Here is an 18,604-nt window from a genome sequence, read left to right as displayed (position 1 = left end):
TGACTTGCTCATTTGTGTAAGAACCATGTTCTTACGTTGTAAATCTTTTAGAATTAACGTTGACGTTTTGTCTTGTTCAGTTTTCAAGGTTCAATGTGCGCGCCTCTTTTGAAGCGACTTTATTAGCTTACCACCCGTCAAAGTCAGTGTCAACAACTTTTTTCGGATGTTTTTTTATGCTTGCCGGTTTTTTGCGGCAACAGATAATAATATACCACCTATTTTATCTCTGCGCAATAACTTTTTTCTATTTTTTATACTTTTTATTTACCACAATATTCTTTATGAAAACTCATTAAATTGTTTTAAAAATAATAACCTTAATCTTTATTGAAAATAACGGAAGAAATCTTCACCAAGATTCCTAGTGCTAGATACCGATAAACAATATTATCCGTAAAAAACGGAAACCTCTCTCTTTTAAAATAAAATAGGCTAATCCTCAAAAGAGGATCAGCCTTAATCGATTAGTCACGGTGACGCATTAATGGGAACAGTAGTACGTCACGTATAGATGGAGAGTTGGTTAGTAGCATAACCAATCTATCTATACCGATGCCTAGTCCACCTGTTGGCGGCATTCCGTATTCTAATGCTTCTATAAAGTCGTCATCCATCATATGTGCTTCATCATTTCCTTGCTCTCTCTCTTTTAATTGAGCTTCAAAGCGTTGTCTTTGATCGATAGGATCATTTAACTCAGTAAAGGCATTAGCATGCTCACGCCCTACAATAAACAACTCAAAGCGATCTGTAAAACGCGGGTCTTCATCATTCTTTTTCGCTAATGGAGAGATTTCTACTGGGTGACCATAGATGAATGTTGGTTGGATTAGTTTCTCTTCAACTTTTTGTTCAAAGAATTCATTTAATACATGACCAAATTGCATTGTTTCTTTGATTTCAATTCCATGGTCTTTTGCAAGTTGTCTTGCTTCTTCGTCAGTCATCTCTTTCCAGAAGTCGACCCCTGTATATTCTTTTACAGCATCTGCCATATGAAGTCTTGTCCATTCTGGTTCTAGGTTAACCTCATAATCACCATACTGAACAGTTGTAGACCCAAGAACCTCACGTGCGATGTGAGCAACAAGGTTTTCTGTTAGGCTCATGATGTCACGGTAATCCGCATAAGCTTCGTAAAGTTCGATCATCGTAAATTCCGGATTATGTCTAGTAGAGACACCTTCGTTACGGAATACTCTTCCGATTTCATAAACCTTTTCTAGTCCACCTACGATCAGACGCTTTAGATGTAGTTCAATCGCAATACGCATAAACAATGGCATGTCTAGCGCATTATGGTGGGTTGTAAATGGTCGAGCTGAAGCTCCACCAGCAATGGCATGCATCATAGGTGTTTCTACTTCTAAGTAGCCATGATCATCTAAGTATCTTCTCATAGATTGGATGATACGGCTACGAGTTATAAATGTATTTTTGCTTTCCTGGCTTGTAATTAGATCAAGATAGCGTTGACGGTAACGTTGTTCGACATCTTTTAAGCCGTGGAATTTTTCCGGAAGTGGACGTAGAGATTTAGTGAGTAACTCAAAGCTCTTTGCTTTCACTGAAAGTTCGCCTACTTTTGTTTTGAAAACCGTTCCTGTAATTCCGATTAGATCTCCAAGATCTGCAGTATTGAAAAGCTCATACTGCTCTTCCCCTACAGCATCTTTTCTCACGTAGATTTGGATTTGACCTTGTAAGTCTTGAACATGAGCAAAACCTGCTTTTCCTTTTCCGCGCTTTGTCATAATTCTACCGGCAATGGTTACAGTAGCTTCTTTTTCTTCTAGTTCCTCTTTTGAGAATGTATCGTAATCAGCGATGATTCCTGCTGAGTTATGAGAACGTTCAAAACGTTTACCGAATGGATCCTTACCGCCTGAACGAATCGATTCCATCTTTTCACGTCTCACCCGCAATTGGTCGTTTTGTTCTTCGTGACTCATGTTTTTCACTCCTATTCTATTGATTTATCTATTATTTCTATCTCTTATATACCATCCTATTTTACACAATAAAAGGAACGGACACACCCCTAAAGTTTCATATGGAAAAAAAGTTCAGGATAACAAATCCTATCATGACAAATATTTCAGCTTAATTCAATATGAAAGCTAAAAAACAAGGACTGCATCGCATAGGCAGATTCACCTGAACGATCAGTCCCTTTCCTTATCCTGCATTGGATTGTTGTTTTGCTTCTACCTCTTCTACTAGTTGTTCAAGCACTCCGACTAGCTCGGCTCTTGTATCACATTCATTAATGGCGTTACGCACCTTAGCGTTTCCTCTAATTCCTTTTAAATACCATGCTGCGTGTTTACGCATTTCACGAACCGCTATATTTTCATTTTTAAGCGAAATTAGACGGTCTAGGTGAAGAATACATACATTAATTTTTTCTCTAACAGATGGTTCAGGTACATATTCTCCCGTTTCAAGGTATTTTACAGTTTGGTAGATCATCCACGGATTTCCTAAAGCTGCTCTACCAATCATTACCCCGTCGACTCCTGTTTCATCAAGCATTCGTTTCGCATCCTCAGGTGTTTTCACATCACCATTTCCGATGACCGGAATGTTTACAGACTCTTTCACTTCTTTGATAATATCCCAGTTTGCAACACCTTCGTACATTTGTACTCGAGTACGCCCATGAAGTGAAACAGCTTTACCACCTGCACGTTCGATTGCACGGGCATTTTCGATTGCATAGATATGGTCATCATCCCAACCCATTCTCATTTTTACTGTTACAGGCTTTTCGACCTTATCTGTCACTGCTGCTACCATTTCATAGATCTTGTTAGGATCAAGGAGCCATTTTGCTCCAGCGTCACATTTTGTAATCTTTGGGACAGGGCATCCCATATTGATATCAATAATGTCTGCAGTAGTATTTTTATCAACAAACTGAGCCGCTTGTACCAATGTGTCTTTTTCTCCGCCAAATATTTGTAGGCTCAACGGATTCTCACGCTCATCTATATAAAGCATATTCATTGTTTTTCTATTTTGAAGGACAATACCTTTATCACTAATCATTTCGGCGCAAACTAAGCCGGCACCGAACTCTTTAACGGTTAAACGAAAGGCAGAATTACAGATCCCCGCCATCGGAGCAAGGACAACCTGGTTATCCATTGTAATATTACCGATTTTTAACACAATTGCAACCTCCTTCTTACTGTTTCTAATCTATAAATTCATCAGGAGGAGTTAAATCCGATACAGAAATAGAGAGTGTTTCTGCTACTTTTTCAAGGACATCTTGAGAAGGTATGCGATTTCCTCTTTCTATTTCACCCAATACAGATACGGAAATACTTAACTCCTTTGCTAAGCCTTCTTGAGTATACCCTTTTAATTTCCTAAATGCGCGTATGCGTCTTCCCCATTTATCTGTTTCCATAACCGAACTCCTTCTTTATCAGGTATATTTGCCAGAAATTCTTTGAACGGTGTTTGGAACACAGGGTGCATTAAATCTTTAGATACCTCTAAAAGAGGCACTAATACGAATGCTCTCTCATGCATTCGAGGGTGTGGGAGTATAAGTTTCTCCGATTCAATATTTTCGTGATTATAGAGCAAAATGTCAAGGTCTATTATCCTTGGACCCCACTTGAATTCCCTCTTTCTCCCCATGTCAATTTCGTTTTGCAAGCATTGATATAATAGCTTTTCAGCTGATAATTCTGTCTTAACTTTAATCACTAAATTCAAAAATTTACCTTGTTCCGTATATCCGACAGGATCTGTTTCATAGATTGATGACTGCCCGATGATGGAAATCCCTTCATGACTATCTAAAAGTTCAATGGCTTCCTTTAAATATCCATGTCTATCACCTACGTTAGAACCAAGTGATAGATAAGCAATATTAGTCATATTATCTGCCCCTTGTCATTTCCACCGCTACCGATTGATAATGTCCTGGTATTGGTGGATCTGGCTTGATAAGTTCGATTGTACACTCTTGAATTAATGAAAATTCATTTAATAGGCTGTCCGCCAGTTTCCTTGCAACGGTTTCTACCAAATTATATGATTTACCTTCCACAACCTCTTTACACACAGTATATACTTCTCCGTAATGAACGGAGTCTTCTAGGTTATCACTTTTCCCTGACTTCTCTAAATCAAGATATAAGGTTAGATTAACCCTAAATCTTTGTCCCAATCGATTTTCTTCTGGAAAAACTCCATGATATCCGTAAAACTCTAAGCCATTTAAATAGATTTTGTCCATTTGCGATCCCTCCCTGTCAATGCATCCATCATCTTTGCCATTCTGCTCATTTCTTTAACATCGTGAACACGAATCATATGACATCCCTTTTGTATTCCATAACAGACAGTGGCGCCAGTCCCTTCCATTCTTTCCTCCACGGGTAGGTCGAGAATATGCCCGATGGTTGATTTTCGAGATGTTGCTAACAGGACTGGGAAATTCATCTCCACCACTTTGTCTAAGTTCTGCATCATTTCAATATTTTGTTTCACATCTTTTGCAAATCCAATTCCTGGATCTAAAATAATCTGCTCTTCCCGTACTCCAGACTCTTTCACAATGCGAATACTTTCTTCCAGGTCCTCGATCACATCTGGAATAAATTGTTGATAATCTCGGTTTTCACGGTTGTGCATAAGAATAATAGGTACCCCTAATTCCGCCGCTACTTTTGCCATATTGGGGTCTTTCTTTGCACCCCAAATATCATTAATAATATGGGCACCAGCTAAAATTGCCTGCTTCGCTGTTTCTGCTTTATACGTATCAATAGAAATAGGAACAGCGACGGCTTTTGAAATCGCTTTGATAACAGGTACGACTCGATTGATCTCTTCTTGAACCGTAACAGGGGCATGCCCTGGTCTTGTGGATTCTCCACCGATATCAATCAAGTCTGCTCCGTCATGTACCATTTGCTTGGCATGTGCTACCGCTCTTTCTATTTCATAAAAATGTCCACCATCAGAAAATGAATCAGGAGTAATATTTAAAATCCCCATGACCATTGTTTTTTTTTGTAAATCTAGTTGAAAACTTCCACAAGAAATAATTGAGTTCACTTTCTTTTTCTCCTACTCTATTAGTTTTCGTGACCACAGACATTCTGTATGATCAGCGTAAATCTCATATAACCTCTTAACAAAACTTCCTTTGTTTCCTGGGAAAAGTTGATCCTCAAGTATATTTACAGGAGAGATCTCTTGAATCGAATTTGTAAAAAACACTTCATCAGCCTTAAATAAATCCTCTACAGGGAAAAACCCAATCTTAGTTTCAATCCCTAAATATTTAGCAAGACTAATGATATACTGCCTTGTCACACCATTTAAAATACCTGTTTCCGTAGACGGAGTATAAAGGCAATCATCCCTTACCCAAAATAAATTCGAGGTAATTCCCTCAGCAATCGCATCATCCGCAGTTAAGAAAATCCCCTCTGTTTGTTTAAGATTCCCAATCTCTCTTTTCGCCATAATATTATTTAAATAGTGATGGGATTTTAGCCGTTTTTGTGTCTCTGGAGTATTTCTTCTATTGCACAAAATTTTCCCGTTTTTTTCTGCTAATGGGGACATGGTCGGTAGCGGCTTTTGAAAAACGATCCAATTTGGCTGGAAATAAGGAGCTACCTGTAATCCAATCTCTCCCAAACCAGCAGAAACATTTAAACGAATATATGAATCCTTTAATTTATTTCGATAGCTGAGAGACTCAATAACATTCAAGATTTCCTCTCGATCTACTTCCGTTTCGATATTTAATGTTTTTAAGCTTTCTTCTAATCTATCAAGATGGTCATTTAGTAGAAAAGGATGACCGCTGTAAGTTCTAAAAGTTTCAAATACCCCTAGACCATATAGGAATCCATGATCGAAGGGAGATATTTTTGCTTCTTCCTTTGTAATTACTTCTCCATTTAAGGCAATAAACAAATTTACAGCCTCCTTTTACATCGCAACAGTCTGCTTCTTATAAGCGTTCAAGAAGTTCTTTAATAGTTCTTTTCCGCTTTCCGTCATAATCGATTCAGGATGAAATTGAACCCCTTCAATGGGAAGTGTTTTATGGCGAATCGCCATGATTTCTCCATCATCGGTTTCCGCAGTAATTTCAAGACAATCCGGGAGTGTCTCTTTTTTAACAATTAAAGAATGATAGCGAGTGGCTTTAAAAGGAGTAGGGATATCTTTAAAAATCGACAATTGGTTATGAAAAATCTTCGACGTTTTTCCATGCATTAGGCGCTCTGCCTTAGTTACCTCCCCACCAAAAACCTGAGCTATGGATTGGTGACCAAGACAAACCCCGAATATTGGAATCTTCCCGGCAAAATACTCTATTGCTTTTAGACTAATCCCCGCCTCATTCGGACTACAAGGGCCAGGGGAAATCATTAAAAAATCTGGGCTTATTCTTTCTATTTCTGATAAATCGATCTCATCGTTTCTTTTTACGACGAGTTCTTCTCCTAATTCGCCTAGAAATTGAACTAGGTTGTAGGTGAAAGAATCATAGTTATCGATCATTAGAATCATGTTCATTTCCCCCTTTCTCCTCAGCTAACTCTTTAGCATTCCAAAGTGCTCTTGCTTTTTTTAACGATTCTCTGTATTCGTATTTAGGATTTGAATCAATAACTACTCCTGCCCCAGCCTGGATATAAGCTTGTTGTTTCTGAACAAGCATGGTTCGAATAACAATATTCAATTCCATGTCTCCATTAAAACCAATCCATCCAACAGACCCAGTGTAAATTCCCCGGCGTACCGGTTCTAATTCTTCAATAATTTCCATCGTTCTCACTTTTGGGGCCCCTGTGATGGTTCCACCAGGAAATACAGATCTAATGAGGTCATAGCCGCTTTTATTTTCCGCTAATCGGCCTTGCACATTTGAAACAATATGCATAACATGTGAATATTTCTCAATCACCATAAATTCATTCACTTCTACTGTTCCATATTCACATACCCGCCCTAAATCATTTCTTTCTAAATCAACCAGCATCACATGTTCTGCTCGTTCTTTTTCATTTTCAATTAATTCATTCGCTAGCTGCTCATCTTCCATTTCGTCCTTCCCACGTGAACGAGTTCCAGCAATTGGTCTTGTGCTAACTTCTTCTCCATTCTTTTTCACTAAAAGCTCAGGTGATCCTGAAACGATTTGAAATTCAGGTGTTTGAATATAGCTCATATACGGAGAAGGATTAAGTGTCCGCAGCTGTTTATAAACCTCAAAGGGATGGACCAATAAGGCTTGATTTTGCCTTACTGATAAGTTCACTTGAAAAACATCACCCTGAGAGATATAATTCTGGATTTTTTCCACTGCTTCTTTAAACTGAGGTTCATCCATTGAAACGCAAATATCAATTGGAGAGGTTGATACATTGTTCAGATAATCATGCTTTTTTTTGTTTAAAACTTCTTTCCAAGTACTCGTCCACTCATTTAGAAATTCGTCTCCACTATTTTGATCCGTCATCACCATTAGCCAAAGCTGTTCTTTTCGATGGTCAAAAACAACCCATTGGTCATAAATAAAAAAATACAGTTGTGGAATTGCTAAATCATCCATTGCAAAGGTTGGTAGTTTTTCGATATAACGGGCATAGTCATAACTAATAAAACCTATTGCTCCCCCTTGGAAATCTGGTAGATCGGGCTGTTTCTCGAGTGTATAGGGTTCCATCCATGAATATAGACCTTTAAGAGGGTCACCTGGAATGAAATGATCACCATCTGACGCCTTTACTTCTACTCCATCGTTATTAGCTTTCACGATCTCCTTTGGTTTAAGCCCTGCAATACTATAACGGCCGCCTCTTCCACTTTCTAATAAAAGGTGGTACTCTTCTTTAGAACTTAATAACTCATACGCATTTATAAATTGTTCAATTGAACAAGGATATGTTTGATAAAATAGGTGTTTATCTTCCACCGATGTTCACTCTCCTAGAGATTGTCTATGATTCCATCATACATGAAGTTGTTTTCCGTTTCATCGGTGAATCTTTTCCTGAATAAAAAAAACTGACCTAACAGAGCCGTCACTTCAAGGAAGTACCAGGCTCTTATTAGATCAGTTGTACATAAATCCTTAGTTTTCTTCAAATTGATAAAGTGGAGTGCTTAAATAACGCTCACCATTACTTGGAATCACAGCCAATACTTTCTTTCCTTTTCCTAGCTTTTTAGCTACTTCAATAGCAGCGTAGATAGCTGCACCCGAGGAAATCCCCCCAAGGATCCCTTCTTCTTTCGCAGCTCTCCTTGCCCATTCAAAGGCTTGATCCTTCTCAACACCAATTACTTCATCATAAATTGCAGTATTTAAAATATCTGGAATAAAACCTGCTCCAAGCCCTTGGATTTTATGCGGTCCTGGTTTTCCTCCTGCCAAAATAGGAGAATCAGAAGGTTCAACAGCGTAGATCTTAATATCGGGATACTGTTCTTTCAACACCTGACCTGCGCCAGTTATTGTTCCCCCAGTTCCAATCCCGGAGACAAATGCGTCTAGTTGATCCCCCATTTGTTCAACAATTTCTTTTCCAGTTGTACGTTTGTGAACTTCAGGATTCGCTTCATTTTTAAACTGCTGCGGCATGAAGTATCCTTTTTCATTTACAAGTTCTTCCGCTTTTCGAATAGCACCATTCATACCATCAGGACCAGGTGTAAGCACAAGTTCAGCTCCATAGGCACGTAGAAGATTCCGTCTTTCCATACTCATTGTTTCAGGCATAACTAATACAGATCGGTATCCTTTTGCTGCAGCAATCATAGCAAGACCAATTCCAGTATTCCCACTAGTTGGTTCAACAATTGTATCTCCAGCTTTCAGACTTCCTTTCTCTTCAGCTGCTTCAATCATAGAAAGAGCAATACGATCTTTTACACTGCTTCCAGGATTCATATACTCGAGCTTTAAATATACTTCTGCACTATCTTCACCTATTAAGCGATTTAATTTAACAATTGGTGTTTGCCCTACTAATTCTGAAATAGAATTTGCCACACGTACCATTTGTCTCCACTCCTAATTCCAAGTATTTTTATTGGTTTTATTGTAAATTTATCAATATTCAGTCTTCATGTCAACGATCAAGTACTATTATTCCAAATTCATTACTCAAATATATGTCTTTTATATCGAAATTGAACTAAGAAACACCAATTTCTTTATATCCTATAAAAAAACAAAAGAGTTCAAAACGTAAAAAGACACTCAAATAAAAAACCAACGAAACACACATAAAATTTTCTCTTCGATCACGAAGTTCAGCACACCCTTGTCAGGAGCATAGGGGTCCGCCACTCCCAAAAATCTCTTTCCCAAAGGCACTTTACTCCTGCGGGATGCAGAGGAAAAGTCGAGACCCCGCAGACGGAACGTCGAGGAAGCTCGACTTCCTCCCCGCGGAAAGCAAGTACCTGGAGCGGAAAGGAACGGTCAATTGTTTTCCCCCAAAAACAACAACCTCTACGTATAGTGCCTTCCTAAAAGATATGAAATACATTCATTGCTTATAAAGCTCGTCGTTGGGAGGGACTGACACCACGAACTTTATTTTGCTTTTTTGTATTCAAAACAGGAGTGACCCTGTATAGATCACTCCTAATATGACACTATTGCTCTTCTTTATAAAACCAATCAACCCCAATTTCTTTCCAAAAATCTTCGGGAGTAAGGGGCTGATCTACCTGATCTAATGCTAGCTGTCTTCTGATCGTATCCTTAACATCTTCAAATGCGTATGTTTTCCCCTCAACCTTCTCATGTAAAAGAAAGATATAGTAGCCCTCATCGATTTTGGTCGGGGTAGTCCATTCTAATGGACCTAGATCCTTTATCTTCTTCTCAACACTATCTGATATTAGTTCGGCGTCTTCAGGAATATAGCCAAGGACTCCCCCTTGCGTAGCAGTTTGAGCGTCTATCGAACGCTCAATTGCCATTGCGGAAAAACTCGAGCCCTCTTCTAATTCCGTTATAACCTGCTCTGCTTCTTTCTTAGTTTTCACAACAATTTGCGAAAGCTTATACATTGTTGGAATTGAATAACGCTTCTTATTCTCCTCAAAAAAAGCCTTAACATCTTCTTCAGAAATATTCACATCTCTTGTCATTATTTCTTGAAGCATAAGTTCCATTCTAATCTCTTCTTTGGCAAAGACATCTTTATGATCTGAATGGTCATTCTCACCTAACGAACGATACATCGATTGAAGGAGTTGAATTTCCTTTTCTACTTCTTCGTCCGTAATCACAATATCGTATTTTTTCGCTAATTGTTTCATCACGGATTGATTCACTAAATCCTGAAGAACTACTTTACCGTATTTTTCATCCATTGCGTGTAACCAATTTTCTCGGGAAATCTGTTCTTTCCCTACGGTGGCGACAGTTTCATTTCCCGATTGAACAGAAGTATCATTAGAGGTATTCAGTAACCATAAAGTTAACGTTAAAACATTTGAAAATACTAACAAAGCGATTAGGAGCATTAATCCTCTTCGGTTAAGTTTTAGTTTCGCCATACCATTCACCTATTCGTTTGAAGCCTCTTGCTTTAATTGTTCTAACTCTTCTTTTGAGAAATGATATTTTTCATTACAGAAGTGACATTGGGCTTCAGCTTTTCCATCCTCATCAATCATCTCTTGAATTTCACTAACACCTAAGCTAATAATCGCATTGCTGAAGCGCTCTTTTGAACAACGGCACTGAAATTTAATTGGCATTTTCTCTAGAATTTTCACTTCGTCTTTCCCAAGTAATTCTTCAAGCAATTGCTCTGGAGTAAGACCTTTTTCAATAAGTTTCGAAACAGGTGGAATTGTTTTTAATCGTTCTTCGATTTTTGTTATCGTTTCATCTGAAGTACCTGGCATTAACTGAATAATGAATCCGCCAGCCGCAAGGATTGAATTATCTGGATTTACAAGCACTCCTACACCTACGGATGATGGGACTTGTTCAGATGTAACAAAGTAATAAGTGAAATCTTCCCCTAGTTCACCTGACACGATAGGGACTTGTCCTGTAAAATGCTCCCTCATCCCTAGATCCTTCACGACCGTAAGCGTTCCAGAAGTCCCTACCGCTCTTCTGACATCCAGTTTCCCATGTTCATTAAGATCAAAGTGAATTTGAGGGTTTGTCACATATCCCCTCACTTCCCCTTTTGAATTACTATCCACTAAAATTAGGCCAAGCGGACCATCACCTTCCACTTTAATGGTCAGTTTATCTTCTCCCTTTAGCATTGCCCCCATCATAACACCTGCACTCATCGCTCTCCCAAGAGCAGCCGATGCAGTTGGCCATGTATAGTGTCGTCTTTGAGCTTCCGAGACGGTCTCTGTACTCCTAACAGCATACGCACGAACTTGACCATCATATGCTAAAGCTTTTACTAAATAATCACTCATCTTATTGCTCCTTTCACTAATTAACGATTTCGTTTATAGATTAGCCTTAAACCGTTGAGAGTTAAAAATGGATCGACGACATCTATCACGTTTGATTCTTTAGAAATTAACGCAGCTAAGCCACCTGTTGCAATCACAGTTGGCTCTGTACTACTTTGTGCTTTCATCCGTGAAACAATGCCCTCTACTTGTCCTACATACCCATATAAAATTCCTGCTTGCATAGCTGATACTGTATTCTTCCCAATAATATGATCAGGGCGAGCTATTTCAATTCTTGGCAGCTTTGCTGCTTTCGAATATAACGCCTCTGTTGAAATTCCTATTCCAGGGGCAATTGCACCACCCATATACTGTTTTTCCTCATTGATATAGCAATACGTGGTAGCAGTACCGAAATCAACGATAATGAGTGGGCCTCCGTACTCATGAATTCCAGCAACTGCATTCACTATTCGATCTGCTCCCACTTCACGTGGGTTTTCATATTTTATATTTAAGCCTGTTTTTATTCCTGGCCCAACAACTAAAGGAGTCACATGAAAATATTTTTGACACATTCGTTCTAAGGAAAACATTATTGGTGGCACTACAGAAGAGATGATGATTCCATCAATTGCATTAAAAGATAATCCTTCATGATCAAACAAATTTTTCACAAGCATGCCGTACTCGTCTTCTGTTTTATGGCGGTTTGTTTCAACCCTCCAGTGATATTTTAACTCATCTTTTTCATAAACACCCAGTACGATATTAGTATTACCTACATCAAATACGAAAATCACTTTTCTCACCTACTAAATCTATTGTTTTCACACTGCCAACATCATACCATAATTTCTTCTGCATGAGATAGTTCTCTAAATTCTAATGGGTAGCGGTGTGTCGTTTAGATCCAGTTAGAAAAGGTGCTGTTTTCCTTTCTGGGAGTCTTGAATTTTATGTTTTGTGGCCTAAGCTCTGAAGCTGGACAGTAGAAAAGCGAAAGTGCCTTGAACAAGCCTGACATTTTTGGATTTTTACGACCTCATTCAACTCTTTTGAGATCCTCATTTTGACTTTTCCAATATTTCACGGCCCCATTCAGCTCTTTTGAGGTCCTCATTTTGGCTTTTCCGCTTTTTCACGTCCTCATTCGGCTCTATTGAGGCCGACATTTCGACTCTTACACTTTATTTATCCCTTTTACGATTAAAAAAGACGCCGCTTCTGCGACGCCTCTAAAAAGTTTATTCTTTTTTATCATCCTCTAGAGAAGATTCATTAGAATCTACCTTCTCCTCACCAGATTCAGAAGTTATTTCTTCATCATTCTTTTTTTGGATATTGACTTTTACATCACTATTGCTATCTTCTTTATTAGCAGGATGGTCACGATCAGGCAATTTGCCATGATCATATAGATGTTTAATTTGTCCAGCATCTAATGTTTCAACCTCTAGTAAAGTATTGGCAATAAGCTCAAGTTTATCACGATGCTCCGTAATAATATTCTTAGCACGGTCATAGGACTCTTTAATGAATCGTTGAATTTCTGTATCAATTTCATGAGCAATAGAATCCGAATAATTCTGCTCACTATTAATGTCTCTTCCAAGGAACACTTGACCACCTTGTGATTGGCCAAATTGTAGTGGACCTAGTTTTTCACTCATACCAAATTCAGTCACCATGCGTCTTGCAATCCCAGTTGCACGTTGGAAGTCATTAGAAGCTCCCGTTGAAACCTCACCGAAAATGACATCCTCTGCTACACGACCACCAAGTAACCCTGTGATCTTGTCTAGAAGCTCAGGCTTAGTCATGAAATAACGATCTTCTTTAGGAAGCATTACGGCATAACCGCCAGCTTGACCTCGGGGAACGATGGTTACCTTATGAACCATTTCTGCTTCATCAAGAACCAGTCCAATCAATGTATGACCGGCTTCGTGGAAGGCAACAATTTTGCGCTCTTTTTGAGAAATCACGCGACTCTTCTTAGCTGGTCCTGCAATAACACGATCGGTTGCTTCATCGATATCGCTCATATCTACTTTCTTTTTATCCTGACGAGCTGCCACTAGGGCCGCTTCATTTAGAAGGTTTTCAAGATCAGCACCTGAGAAACCTGGTGTTCTCATGGCGATCGCTTTTAAATCGACATTATCTGCTAATGGTTTATTTCTTGCATGCACTCTAAGTACTGCTTCACGACCATTTACATCTGGGCGATCCACGGTAATTTGACGGTCAAAACGACCTGGACGTAATAAAGCTGGGTCAAGTATATCAGGTCGGTTGGTTGCAGCAATCATAATAATTCCTTCATTTGCTCCAAACCCGTCCATCTCAACTAATAATTGGTTTAAGGTTTGTTCACGTTCATCGTGACCTCCACCTAAACCTGCTCCACGTTGACGCCCTACAGCATCAATTTCATCAATAAAAATGATACATGGTGCATTCTTCTTCGCGTTTTCAAATAAATCACGTACACGAGAGGCACCAACACCAACGAACATTTCGACAAAGTCAGAACCACTGATAGAGAAGAATGGTACACCAGCTTCTCCAGCAACAGCACGTGCAAGAAGCGTTTTACCTGTTCCAGGTGGTCCCACTAAAAGTACCCCTTTAGGAATACGTGCTCCGACCTCTGCGAATTTTCGAGGATCTTTTAAGAATTCGACAACCTCAACAAGTTCCTGCTTTTCTTCATCCGCTCCAGCTACATCTTTAAAGCGAACCTTTTTCTTCTCTTCGTTGTATAATTTGGCTTTACTTTTACCAAAATTCATAACACGACTTCCGCCGCCTTGTGCTTGGTTCAACAAGAAGAAGAAGAGAATAAATATAATGACAAATGGAATGATGGTTGTGAAGAATGATACCCAACCACTCGTCTCTTTCGCCATTAAGACATCTACTTCGACACCTTTTTCTGCAGCAGCTGAATAGACTCTTTCAATGGCTTTTGTATCTGAAGGCAACACATTGGTAACAAAGTATTGGTCTTCCTCATAACCTTTTAATTGACCTCTTACCTGATACACACTACGTTCAGGTTGTAATGAAAAGGATTCAACTTCTCCCTTTTCTAAGTAAGTAAGAAATTGATTGTATTTTATGTTTTCTGTTGGTTCGTTGTTGTTATTGAAATAACTCACCACACCTATTATGACGAGAAATACAAGTAAGTAGAATATGGTGTTTCGAAAGATCCGGTTCATCCCTTACCTCCTCCCACGGGTAAACAAACTATTTAAAATAGTATCATAGAAAATCATGGCATTACAACAATTTGCATTTTTGATGATTCTTACATTCATTATAATAGAGTTTACTTATTCACCTGTACTATACACTTTAGGTTTAAGAACTCCAATATAAGGTAGGTTTCGGTACCTCTCAGCAAAGTCCAATCCATACCCAACAACGAATTCATCAGGTACAATAAACCCTACATAATCAGCTTTGATATCTGCTTTTCTTCCCGTAGGTTTATCTAGTAGGGTAACAATTTTGATTGATCTTGCTTTTCGATAACGGAATAATTCAACTAAATAACTTAAGGTCAAACCGCTATCAATAATATCTTCAATAATCAAGATATCTCTGTCTTCTACTTTTGTGTCTAAGTCTTTAACAATTTTCACTTCTCCTGAAGAAACGGTAGAACTTCCATAACTAGAAACATCCATAAAGTCCATTTCCATGTAAGCATCTACACGCTTTAGCAAATCTGCCATAAATGGCATTGCTCCTTTAAGAACACCAATTGCTAAAGGAAAACGATCTTGGTATTCTTCTGTAAGCTGACTCCCAAGCTCGCTAATTTTTTCTTGAATTTCTTCCTCGGTGATCAGTACTTTCTCAATATCTTGGTTTAACACTACACTTGCCTCCTAGAAGATGTTTACTGTTTATAATGTAAAATGATGATTGATTCTGCTTCTTCACTAGTGTCCAACACTGATTTTTTCAACCCTGGAATCCACAGGATAACACCGTTAGAATCTTGAACGATTGGCCACTGATCTCGTAAGTGAAGTGGAACCTTTTCATCAATAAAGATATCTTTTACTTTTTTGGTTCCATTCAATCCTTTTAATTTCATTCGATCTCCGGGTTGCCTTGATCGGACGATAATAGGAAGCGACACAGATTCCTTCTTTATCTTCATGACATGAAGATCATCATAATGGGGTAATCGTGAATGATCTACCATTATGGAGGCTTGATTCGGAAGTACCACTTCTTTATCTTCTTCTAAAACAAAGAAAAAAGATTCTACATTGTTTAATGAATCAAAATGGAAAATTCCCTCTTGATAAGACCTTGTGAATTTTAGTCCTTCTGGTAAGTCAATCGTGATGGTTGGTCCACTTTTGTGGAGTATTTCTAATATTTCTTTAGTATGTACAAATGTTAATGAAGACGGAACATCTTTGTAAAGATAGTTTAATATTAGATGAATCGCTCTTCTTTGTAAAGGAAGAGGCATTCTATTAAACAATATGATATCGATTGTTACTTTATTGCCTAGTTTATTCCATATATTATTCAACTTTTTAACGGTTAATTCCTGTAAAAAAAGTTCATCTTCTAAAATTTCTTTACTGAATTTTTGGAACTGCTCATGAACTAGGGGGTTTTCTTCTTTCAAAAAAGGAAGAACCTTATTTCGGAAACGATTACGTGTATAATCATTCTTATTGTTACTAGGGTCCCTTCGAGGATCTAATCCATAGATGTCACAATACTCTTCTATATTATTTTTGTTCATGCTTAAAAGGGGACGAATGACTAATCCGTTTGCAAAGGGTCTCTTAACAGGAATCCCTGCTCTGCTCATCCCAGAGCTTCCTCTTGTTAACCTCATTAAGATGGTTTCAATTTGATCATCTCCATGATGTCCCAATACTAATTTATTCGCATTTAAGCTTGCCATGACCTCTTGAAAGAAAGAATAACGAAAATATCTTGCTGATTCCTGAAGACTACCTTTTCGATGTTTCATCTTTTCGGAAATATTAATTCTCTTATAATGAAAAGGAATTTTATATTTATCACATACCCTCTCTACAAACTTTAAATCCTCATATGACTCCTGACCTCTAAACATATGATCGACATGTACAGCCACAATCGAAATGCCATATTCGTTTTTAGAATGTTGAAGAAAGTGTAATAAAGATAAGGAGTCAGGACCTCCAGAAACCCCTACAAGCAGTTTGTCTCCCTTTTCAATTAATTGATTTTCTTTAATAAAATGACGAATTGCTTTTTCATATACCAACACAGGCATCTTCCTATTTCTTTACTTTAATAAGTATTGTATCAATTATCATTGATGATTTCACTTCAGGAATATACCCTTACAAAATTTCCCCATAGATATATAAAACATAAAGAATGGTGACAATAAAGATAATTAAAATAGTCTCCATTAATCCCCCTGATTTTTTCTTCTTTTGCAGTTGTTGACGACTAGGGGTTACCTTTTGAGGATTTGACCTTGTGTGAACATTTTTAGTACCTGACGATACCTCTAGCATTTTCATTCTCATCTCTGCAGCCGAACTAAACTTTCCTTGAAGGGCCATAAAAAGAGTTTCCCGATAAGGAATGAACTCCTTTTTGGATTCGATAGCCATTTTTAATTGTTGAAAACCACCTTGCGTTTTATTAAACCTTTTCGGATAAGCAAGGTTAAGGAAAATCATTGCCACCGAGAACAAGTCATAACTAGGCTCTGCTTTCCTCGATCCAGAAACCCAGTATCCACGATCAAAGAACTCTGTAAATTCTTTAATGGCTCTTCCTTGGAGGGTTGTTCCTCCCACATCAATGCAGCGAATTTTATTTGGAGGTCCTGTTATAATTAAGTTTTCAGGCTTTAAGTCTCCAAATACCCACCCTTCTTGATGGATCCTTTCTAGGTCACTTAATAGCTGAATAATTAAGACACCTGCCCAAGAAAAACCTTTTTTGTTTATAAACGTTAACAGATCAGGCCCTTTTATATACTCCATGACATAAAAAGGGATTCGCTTTCCTCGTGCTTCCCAATCGTCCACATCTAAGATGGAAGGCCCTAAGGCTGAACCTTGGGCCTTACTAAATGCTTTCAATACATTTACTTCTGATGTTATCGACATACTATTTTCACTCATCTTAAGGGCAACATAACCATTTCGGCCTTGCGCAAGATAGACGGTTCCATTTGCTCCATAACCTAGTTCCTTTACAATGACATATGGTTGGCTATGCCATTTCCCAATAATTTTTGTCCCAGGTGGAAACTTAAATGGATTCTTCAAAGTATTGTTCATCATCATCACGTGAGAGCAAACTCTTTAAAGAGCGTTTTTTCTTAAAGTGTGAAACGGCTTCTCGAATAGCTGGTCCAGTCGGGGTAATCCCTCCAGTAGATAGCTTCGAGAAAATACTTGTAAGTGATTCAAGTTTTGGAGTCCAATCTAACAATTTTTCGACATCATTCCTTTTCCCGGGAAATACAAAAACAGAAAACCGGTTATCGCCCATCCGTGCATTCAGGCTGAGTGACAAGTCCAATAATGCTTCTTTTACTGTTGGTAATTTATGTTTCATACTTGCACTTGTATCGACAAGAACCAACACGTCCAATTCAACCGTTTCACCTAGCTCATCGACAACTTCTAGAACCTCACCTCTTTTTTCTGGAGGTAATTCTTCCATTGTGGTTTTGTTCCCTAAGATCTGCTTCAATTCATTATTAACTACACCTTGTAATGTTTGTGTCATTGCCTTTCTTGTTACCATTTGCACCGTTTGAGAAAGTTGCTGAGAGTATACAACTTGACTTACTCCACCGCCTGACATCGCAATACCTTCGATCTCTTGCATACCTTTTTCATCAATCACATCATTTTCTACAACACCAATAACATTAACGGTTATTCCTTGCTCTTGAGCCAATGCAGCCATTGCAATAGGATCGTCACCAGAATTTGAACATCCATCTGTAATAAGTAAAATTTGTCGAAGTGTAGCCGTTTTCACTTATTTCCCCTCCAAACAATTATGATTGCTACCATCTTCGCCGATTTTGAGGGGAAATATACTCTTTTATAAGTTTATATCTTGAAGCGTATAACTTCTATTACCTTTT

The 18,604-nt window shown here is 38.3% G+C and carries 18 protein-coding genes; all 18 read right to left on the bottom strand.

The annotated features are described in order from the left end of the window. Positions 1–467 precede the first annotated feature (467 nt). A complete protein-coding gene (lysS, locus tag JOC86_RS23430; RefSeq protein ID WP_338021816.1) occupies positions 468–1,964 on the bottom strand; it encodes a lysine--tRNA ligase in 1,497 nt (498 codons plus the stop codon). A gap of 217 nt (positions 1,965–2,181) precedes the next feature. Continuing rightward, the gene (dusB, locus tag JOC86_RS23425; RefSeq protein ID WP_205175853.1) at positions 2,182–3,177 is read right to left on the bottom strand and encodes a tRNA dihydrouridine synthase DusB; all 996 of its coding nucleotides are present in this window, start codon (positions 3,175–3,177) and stop codon (positions 2,182–2,184) included. A gap of 25 nt (positions 3,178–3,202) precedes the next feature. Continuing rightward, the gene (locus tag JOC86_RS23420; protein ID WP_205175851.1) at positions 3,203–3,421 is read right to left on the bottom strand and encodes a helix-turn-helix domain-containing protein; all 219 of its coding nucleotides are present in this window, start codon (positions 3,419–3,421) and stop codon (positions 3,203–3,205) included. Then, entirely contained in the window at positions 3,373–3,900 is a 528-nt protein-coding gene (folK, locus tag JOC86_RS23415) for a 2-amino-4-hydroxy-6-hydroxymethyldihydropteridine diphosphokinase (RefSeq protein ID WP_205175849.1), read from the bottom strand. The genes JOC86_RS23420 and folK overlap by 49 nt, the downstream gene beginning before the upstream one ends. A gap of 1 nt (position 3,901) precedes the next feature. Then, positions 3,902–4,261 (bottom strand): dihydroneopterin aldolase, encoded by a 360-nt coding sequence (folB, locus tag JOC86_RS23410; RefSeq protein WP_205175847.1) that lies wholly within the window; start codon positions 4,259–4,261, stop codon positions 3,902–3,904. Further along, positions 4,243–5,031, bottom strand: coding sequence for a dihydropteroate synthase (folP, locus tag JOC86_RS23405; protein ID WP_205175884.1), 789 nt, complete (start codon positions 5,029–5,031; stop codon positions 4,243–4,245). The genes folB and folP overlap by 19 nt, the downstream gene beginning before the upstream one ends. Before the next feature lie 66 nt (positions 5,032–5,097). After that, positions 5,098–5,958 (bottom strand): aminodeoxychorismate lyase, encoded by an 861-nt coding sequence (gene pabC, locus JOC86_RS23400; RefSeq protein WP_205175845.1) that lies wholly within the window; start codon positions 5,956–5,958, stop codon positions 5,098–5,100. 15 nt (positions 5,959–5,973) lie between these two features. After that, positions 5,974–6,561 carry an aminodeoxychorismate/anthranilate synthase component II gene (pabA, locus tag JOC86_RS23395; RefSeq protein ID WP_205175843.1) on the bottom strand — a complete coding sequence of 196 codons (588 nt, stop codon included), beginning with the start codon at positions 6,559–6,561 and terminating at the stop codon, positions 5,974–5,976. Continuing rightward, a complete protein-coding gene (gene pabB / locus JOC86_RS23390; protein WP_205175841.1) occupies positions 6,542–7,969 on the bottom strand; it encodes an aminodeoxychorismate synthase, component I in 1,428 nt (475 codons plus the stop codon). Before pabB ends, pabA begins: the two co-directional genes overlap by 20 nt. 159 nt (positions 7,970–8,128) lie before the next feature. Further along, positions 8,129–9,058 carry a cysteine synthase A gene (gene cysK / locus JOC86_RS23385; protein WP_205175839.1) on the bottom strand — a complete coding sequence of 310 codons (930 nt, stop codon included), beginning with the start codon at positions 9,056–9,058 and terminating at the stop codon, positions 8,129–8,131. 602 nt (positions 9,059–9,660) lie between these two features. Then, on the bottom strand, positions 9,661–10,572 hold the full coding sequence (locus JOC86_RS23380) for a peptidyl-prolyl cis-trans isomerase (protein ID WP_205175837.1): 912 nt from the start codon (positions 10,570–10,572) through the stop codon (positions 9,661–9,663). Between the two features lie 9 nt (positions 10,573–10,581). Next, on the bottom strand, positions 10,582–11,466 hold the full coding sequence (gene hslO, locus JOC86_RS23375; RefSeq protein WP_205175835.1) for an Hsp33 family molecular chaperone HslO: 885 nt from the start codon (positions 11,464–11,466) through the stop codon (positions 10,582–10,584). A gap of 20 nt (positions 11,467–11,486) precedes the next feature. Then, positions 11,487–12,251 carry a type III pantothenate kinase gene (locus JOC86_RS23370; protein WP_205175832.1) on the bottom strand — a complete coding sequence of 255 codons (765 nt, stop codon included), beginning with the start codon at positions 12,249–12,251 and terminating at the stop codon, positions 11,487–11,489. Between the two features lie 444 nt (positions 12,252–12,695). Continuing rightward, positions 12,696–14,678: an ATP-dependent zinc metalloprotease FtsH gene (gene ftsH / locus JOC86_RS23365; RefSeq protein ID WP_205175830.1), complete on the bottom strand. Its 1,983-nt coding sequence runs from the start codon at positions 14,676–14,678 to the stop codon at positions 12,696–12,698. A gap of 114 nt (positions 14,679–14,792) precedes the next feature. Next, complete coding sequence (gene hpt / locus JOC86_RS23360; protein ID WP_205175820.1) at positions 14,793–15,341, bottom strand: hypoxanthine phosphoribosyltransferase; 549 nt, start codon at positions 15,339–15,341, stop codon at positions 14,793–14,795. A gap of 23 nt (positions 15,342–15,364) precedes the next feature. Next, on the bottom strand, positions 15,365–16,750 hold the full coding sequence (tilS, locus tag JOC86_RS23355; RefSeq protein ID WP_338021815.1) for a tRNA lysidine(34) synthetase TilS: 1,386 nt from the start codon (positions 16,748–16,750) through the stop codon (positions 15,365–15,367). Positions 16,751–16,826: 76 nt separating this feature from the next. Then, positions 16,827–17,786, bottom strand: a complete 960-nt coding sequence (locus JOC86_RS23350) for a protein kinase family protein (RefSeq protein WP_205175811.1) — start codon at positions 17,784–17,786, stop codon at positions 16,827–16,829. Beyond that, positions 17,755–18,495 carry a VWA domain-containing protein gene (locus JOC86_RS23345; protein ID WP_205175809.1) on the bottom strand — a complete coding sequence of 247 codons (741 nt, stop codon included), beginning with the start codon at positions 18,493–18,495 and terminating at the stop codon, positions 17,755–17,757. The genes JOC86_RS23350 and JOC86_RS23345 overlap by 32 nt, the downstream gene beginning before the upstream one ends. Positions 18,496–18,604: the final 109 nt, after the last annotated feature.

The organism is Rossellomorea pakistanensis, assembly GCF_016908495.1.
GTDB classification, from domain to species: Bacteria; Bacillota; Bacilli; order Bacillales; family Bacillaceae_B; genus Rossellomorea; species Rossellomorea pakistanensis.
The sequence above is the reverse complement of the archived record's forward strand: the minus strand, read 5'-3'. Positions and strand labels throughout refer to the sequence as shown.

Bases quoted from the DNA above. Each gene is read 5' to 3' on its own strand.
- JOC86_RS23420 (WP_205175851.1), bottom strand. From the start codon at position 3,421: ATGGAAACAGATAAATGGGGAAGACGCATACGCGCATTTAGGAAATTA.
- folK (WP_205175849.1), bottom strand. From the start codon at position 3,900: ATGACTAATATTGCTTATCTATCACTTGGTTCTAACGTAGGTGATAGA.
- folB (WP_205175847.1), bottom strand. From the start codon at position 4,261: ATGGACAAAATCTATTTAAATGGCTTAGAGTTTTACGGATATCATGGA.
- folP (WP_205175884.1), bottom strand. From the start codon at position 5,031: ATGGTCATGGGGATTTTAAATATTACTCCTGATTCATTTTCTGATGGT.
- pabA (WP_205175843.1), bottom strand. From the start codon at position 6,561: ATGATTCTAATGATCGATAACTATGATTCTTTCACCTACAACCTAGTT.
- cysK (WP_205175839.1), bottom strand. From the start codon at position 9,058: ATGGTACGTGTGGCAAATTCTATTTCAGAATTAGTAGGGCAAACACCA.
- JOC86_RS23380 (WP_205175837.1), bottom strand. From the start codon at position 10,572: ATGGCGAAACTAAAACTTAACCGAAGAGGATTAATGCTCCTAATCGCT.
- hslO (WP_205175835.1), bottom strand. From the start codon at position 11,466: ATGAGTGATTATTTAGTAAAAGCTTTAGCATATGATGGTCAAGTTCGT.
- ftsH (WP_205175830.1), bottom strand. From the start codon at position 14,678: ATGAACCGGATCTTTCGAAACACCATATTCTACTTACTTGTATTTCTC.
- JOC86_RS23350 (WP_205175811.1), bottom strand. From the start codon at position 17,786: ATGATGAACAATACTTTGAAGAATCCATTTAAGTTTCCACCTGGGACA.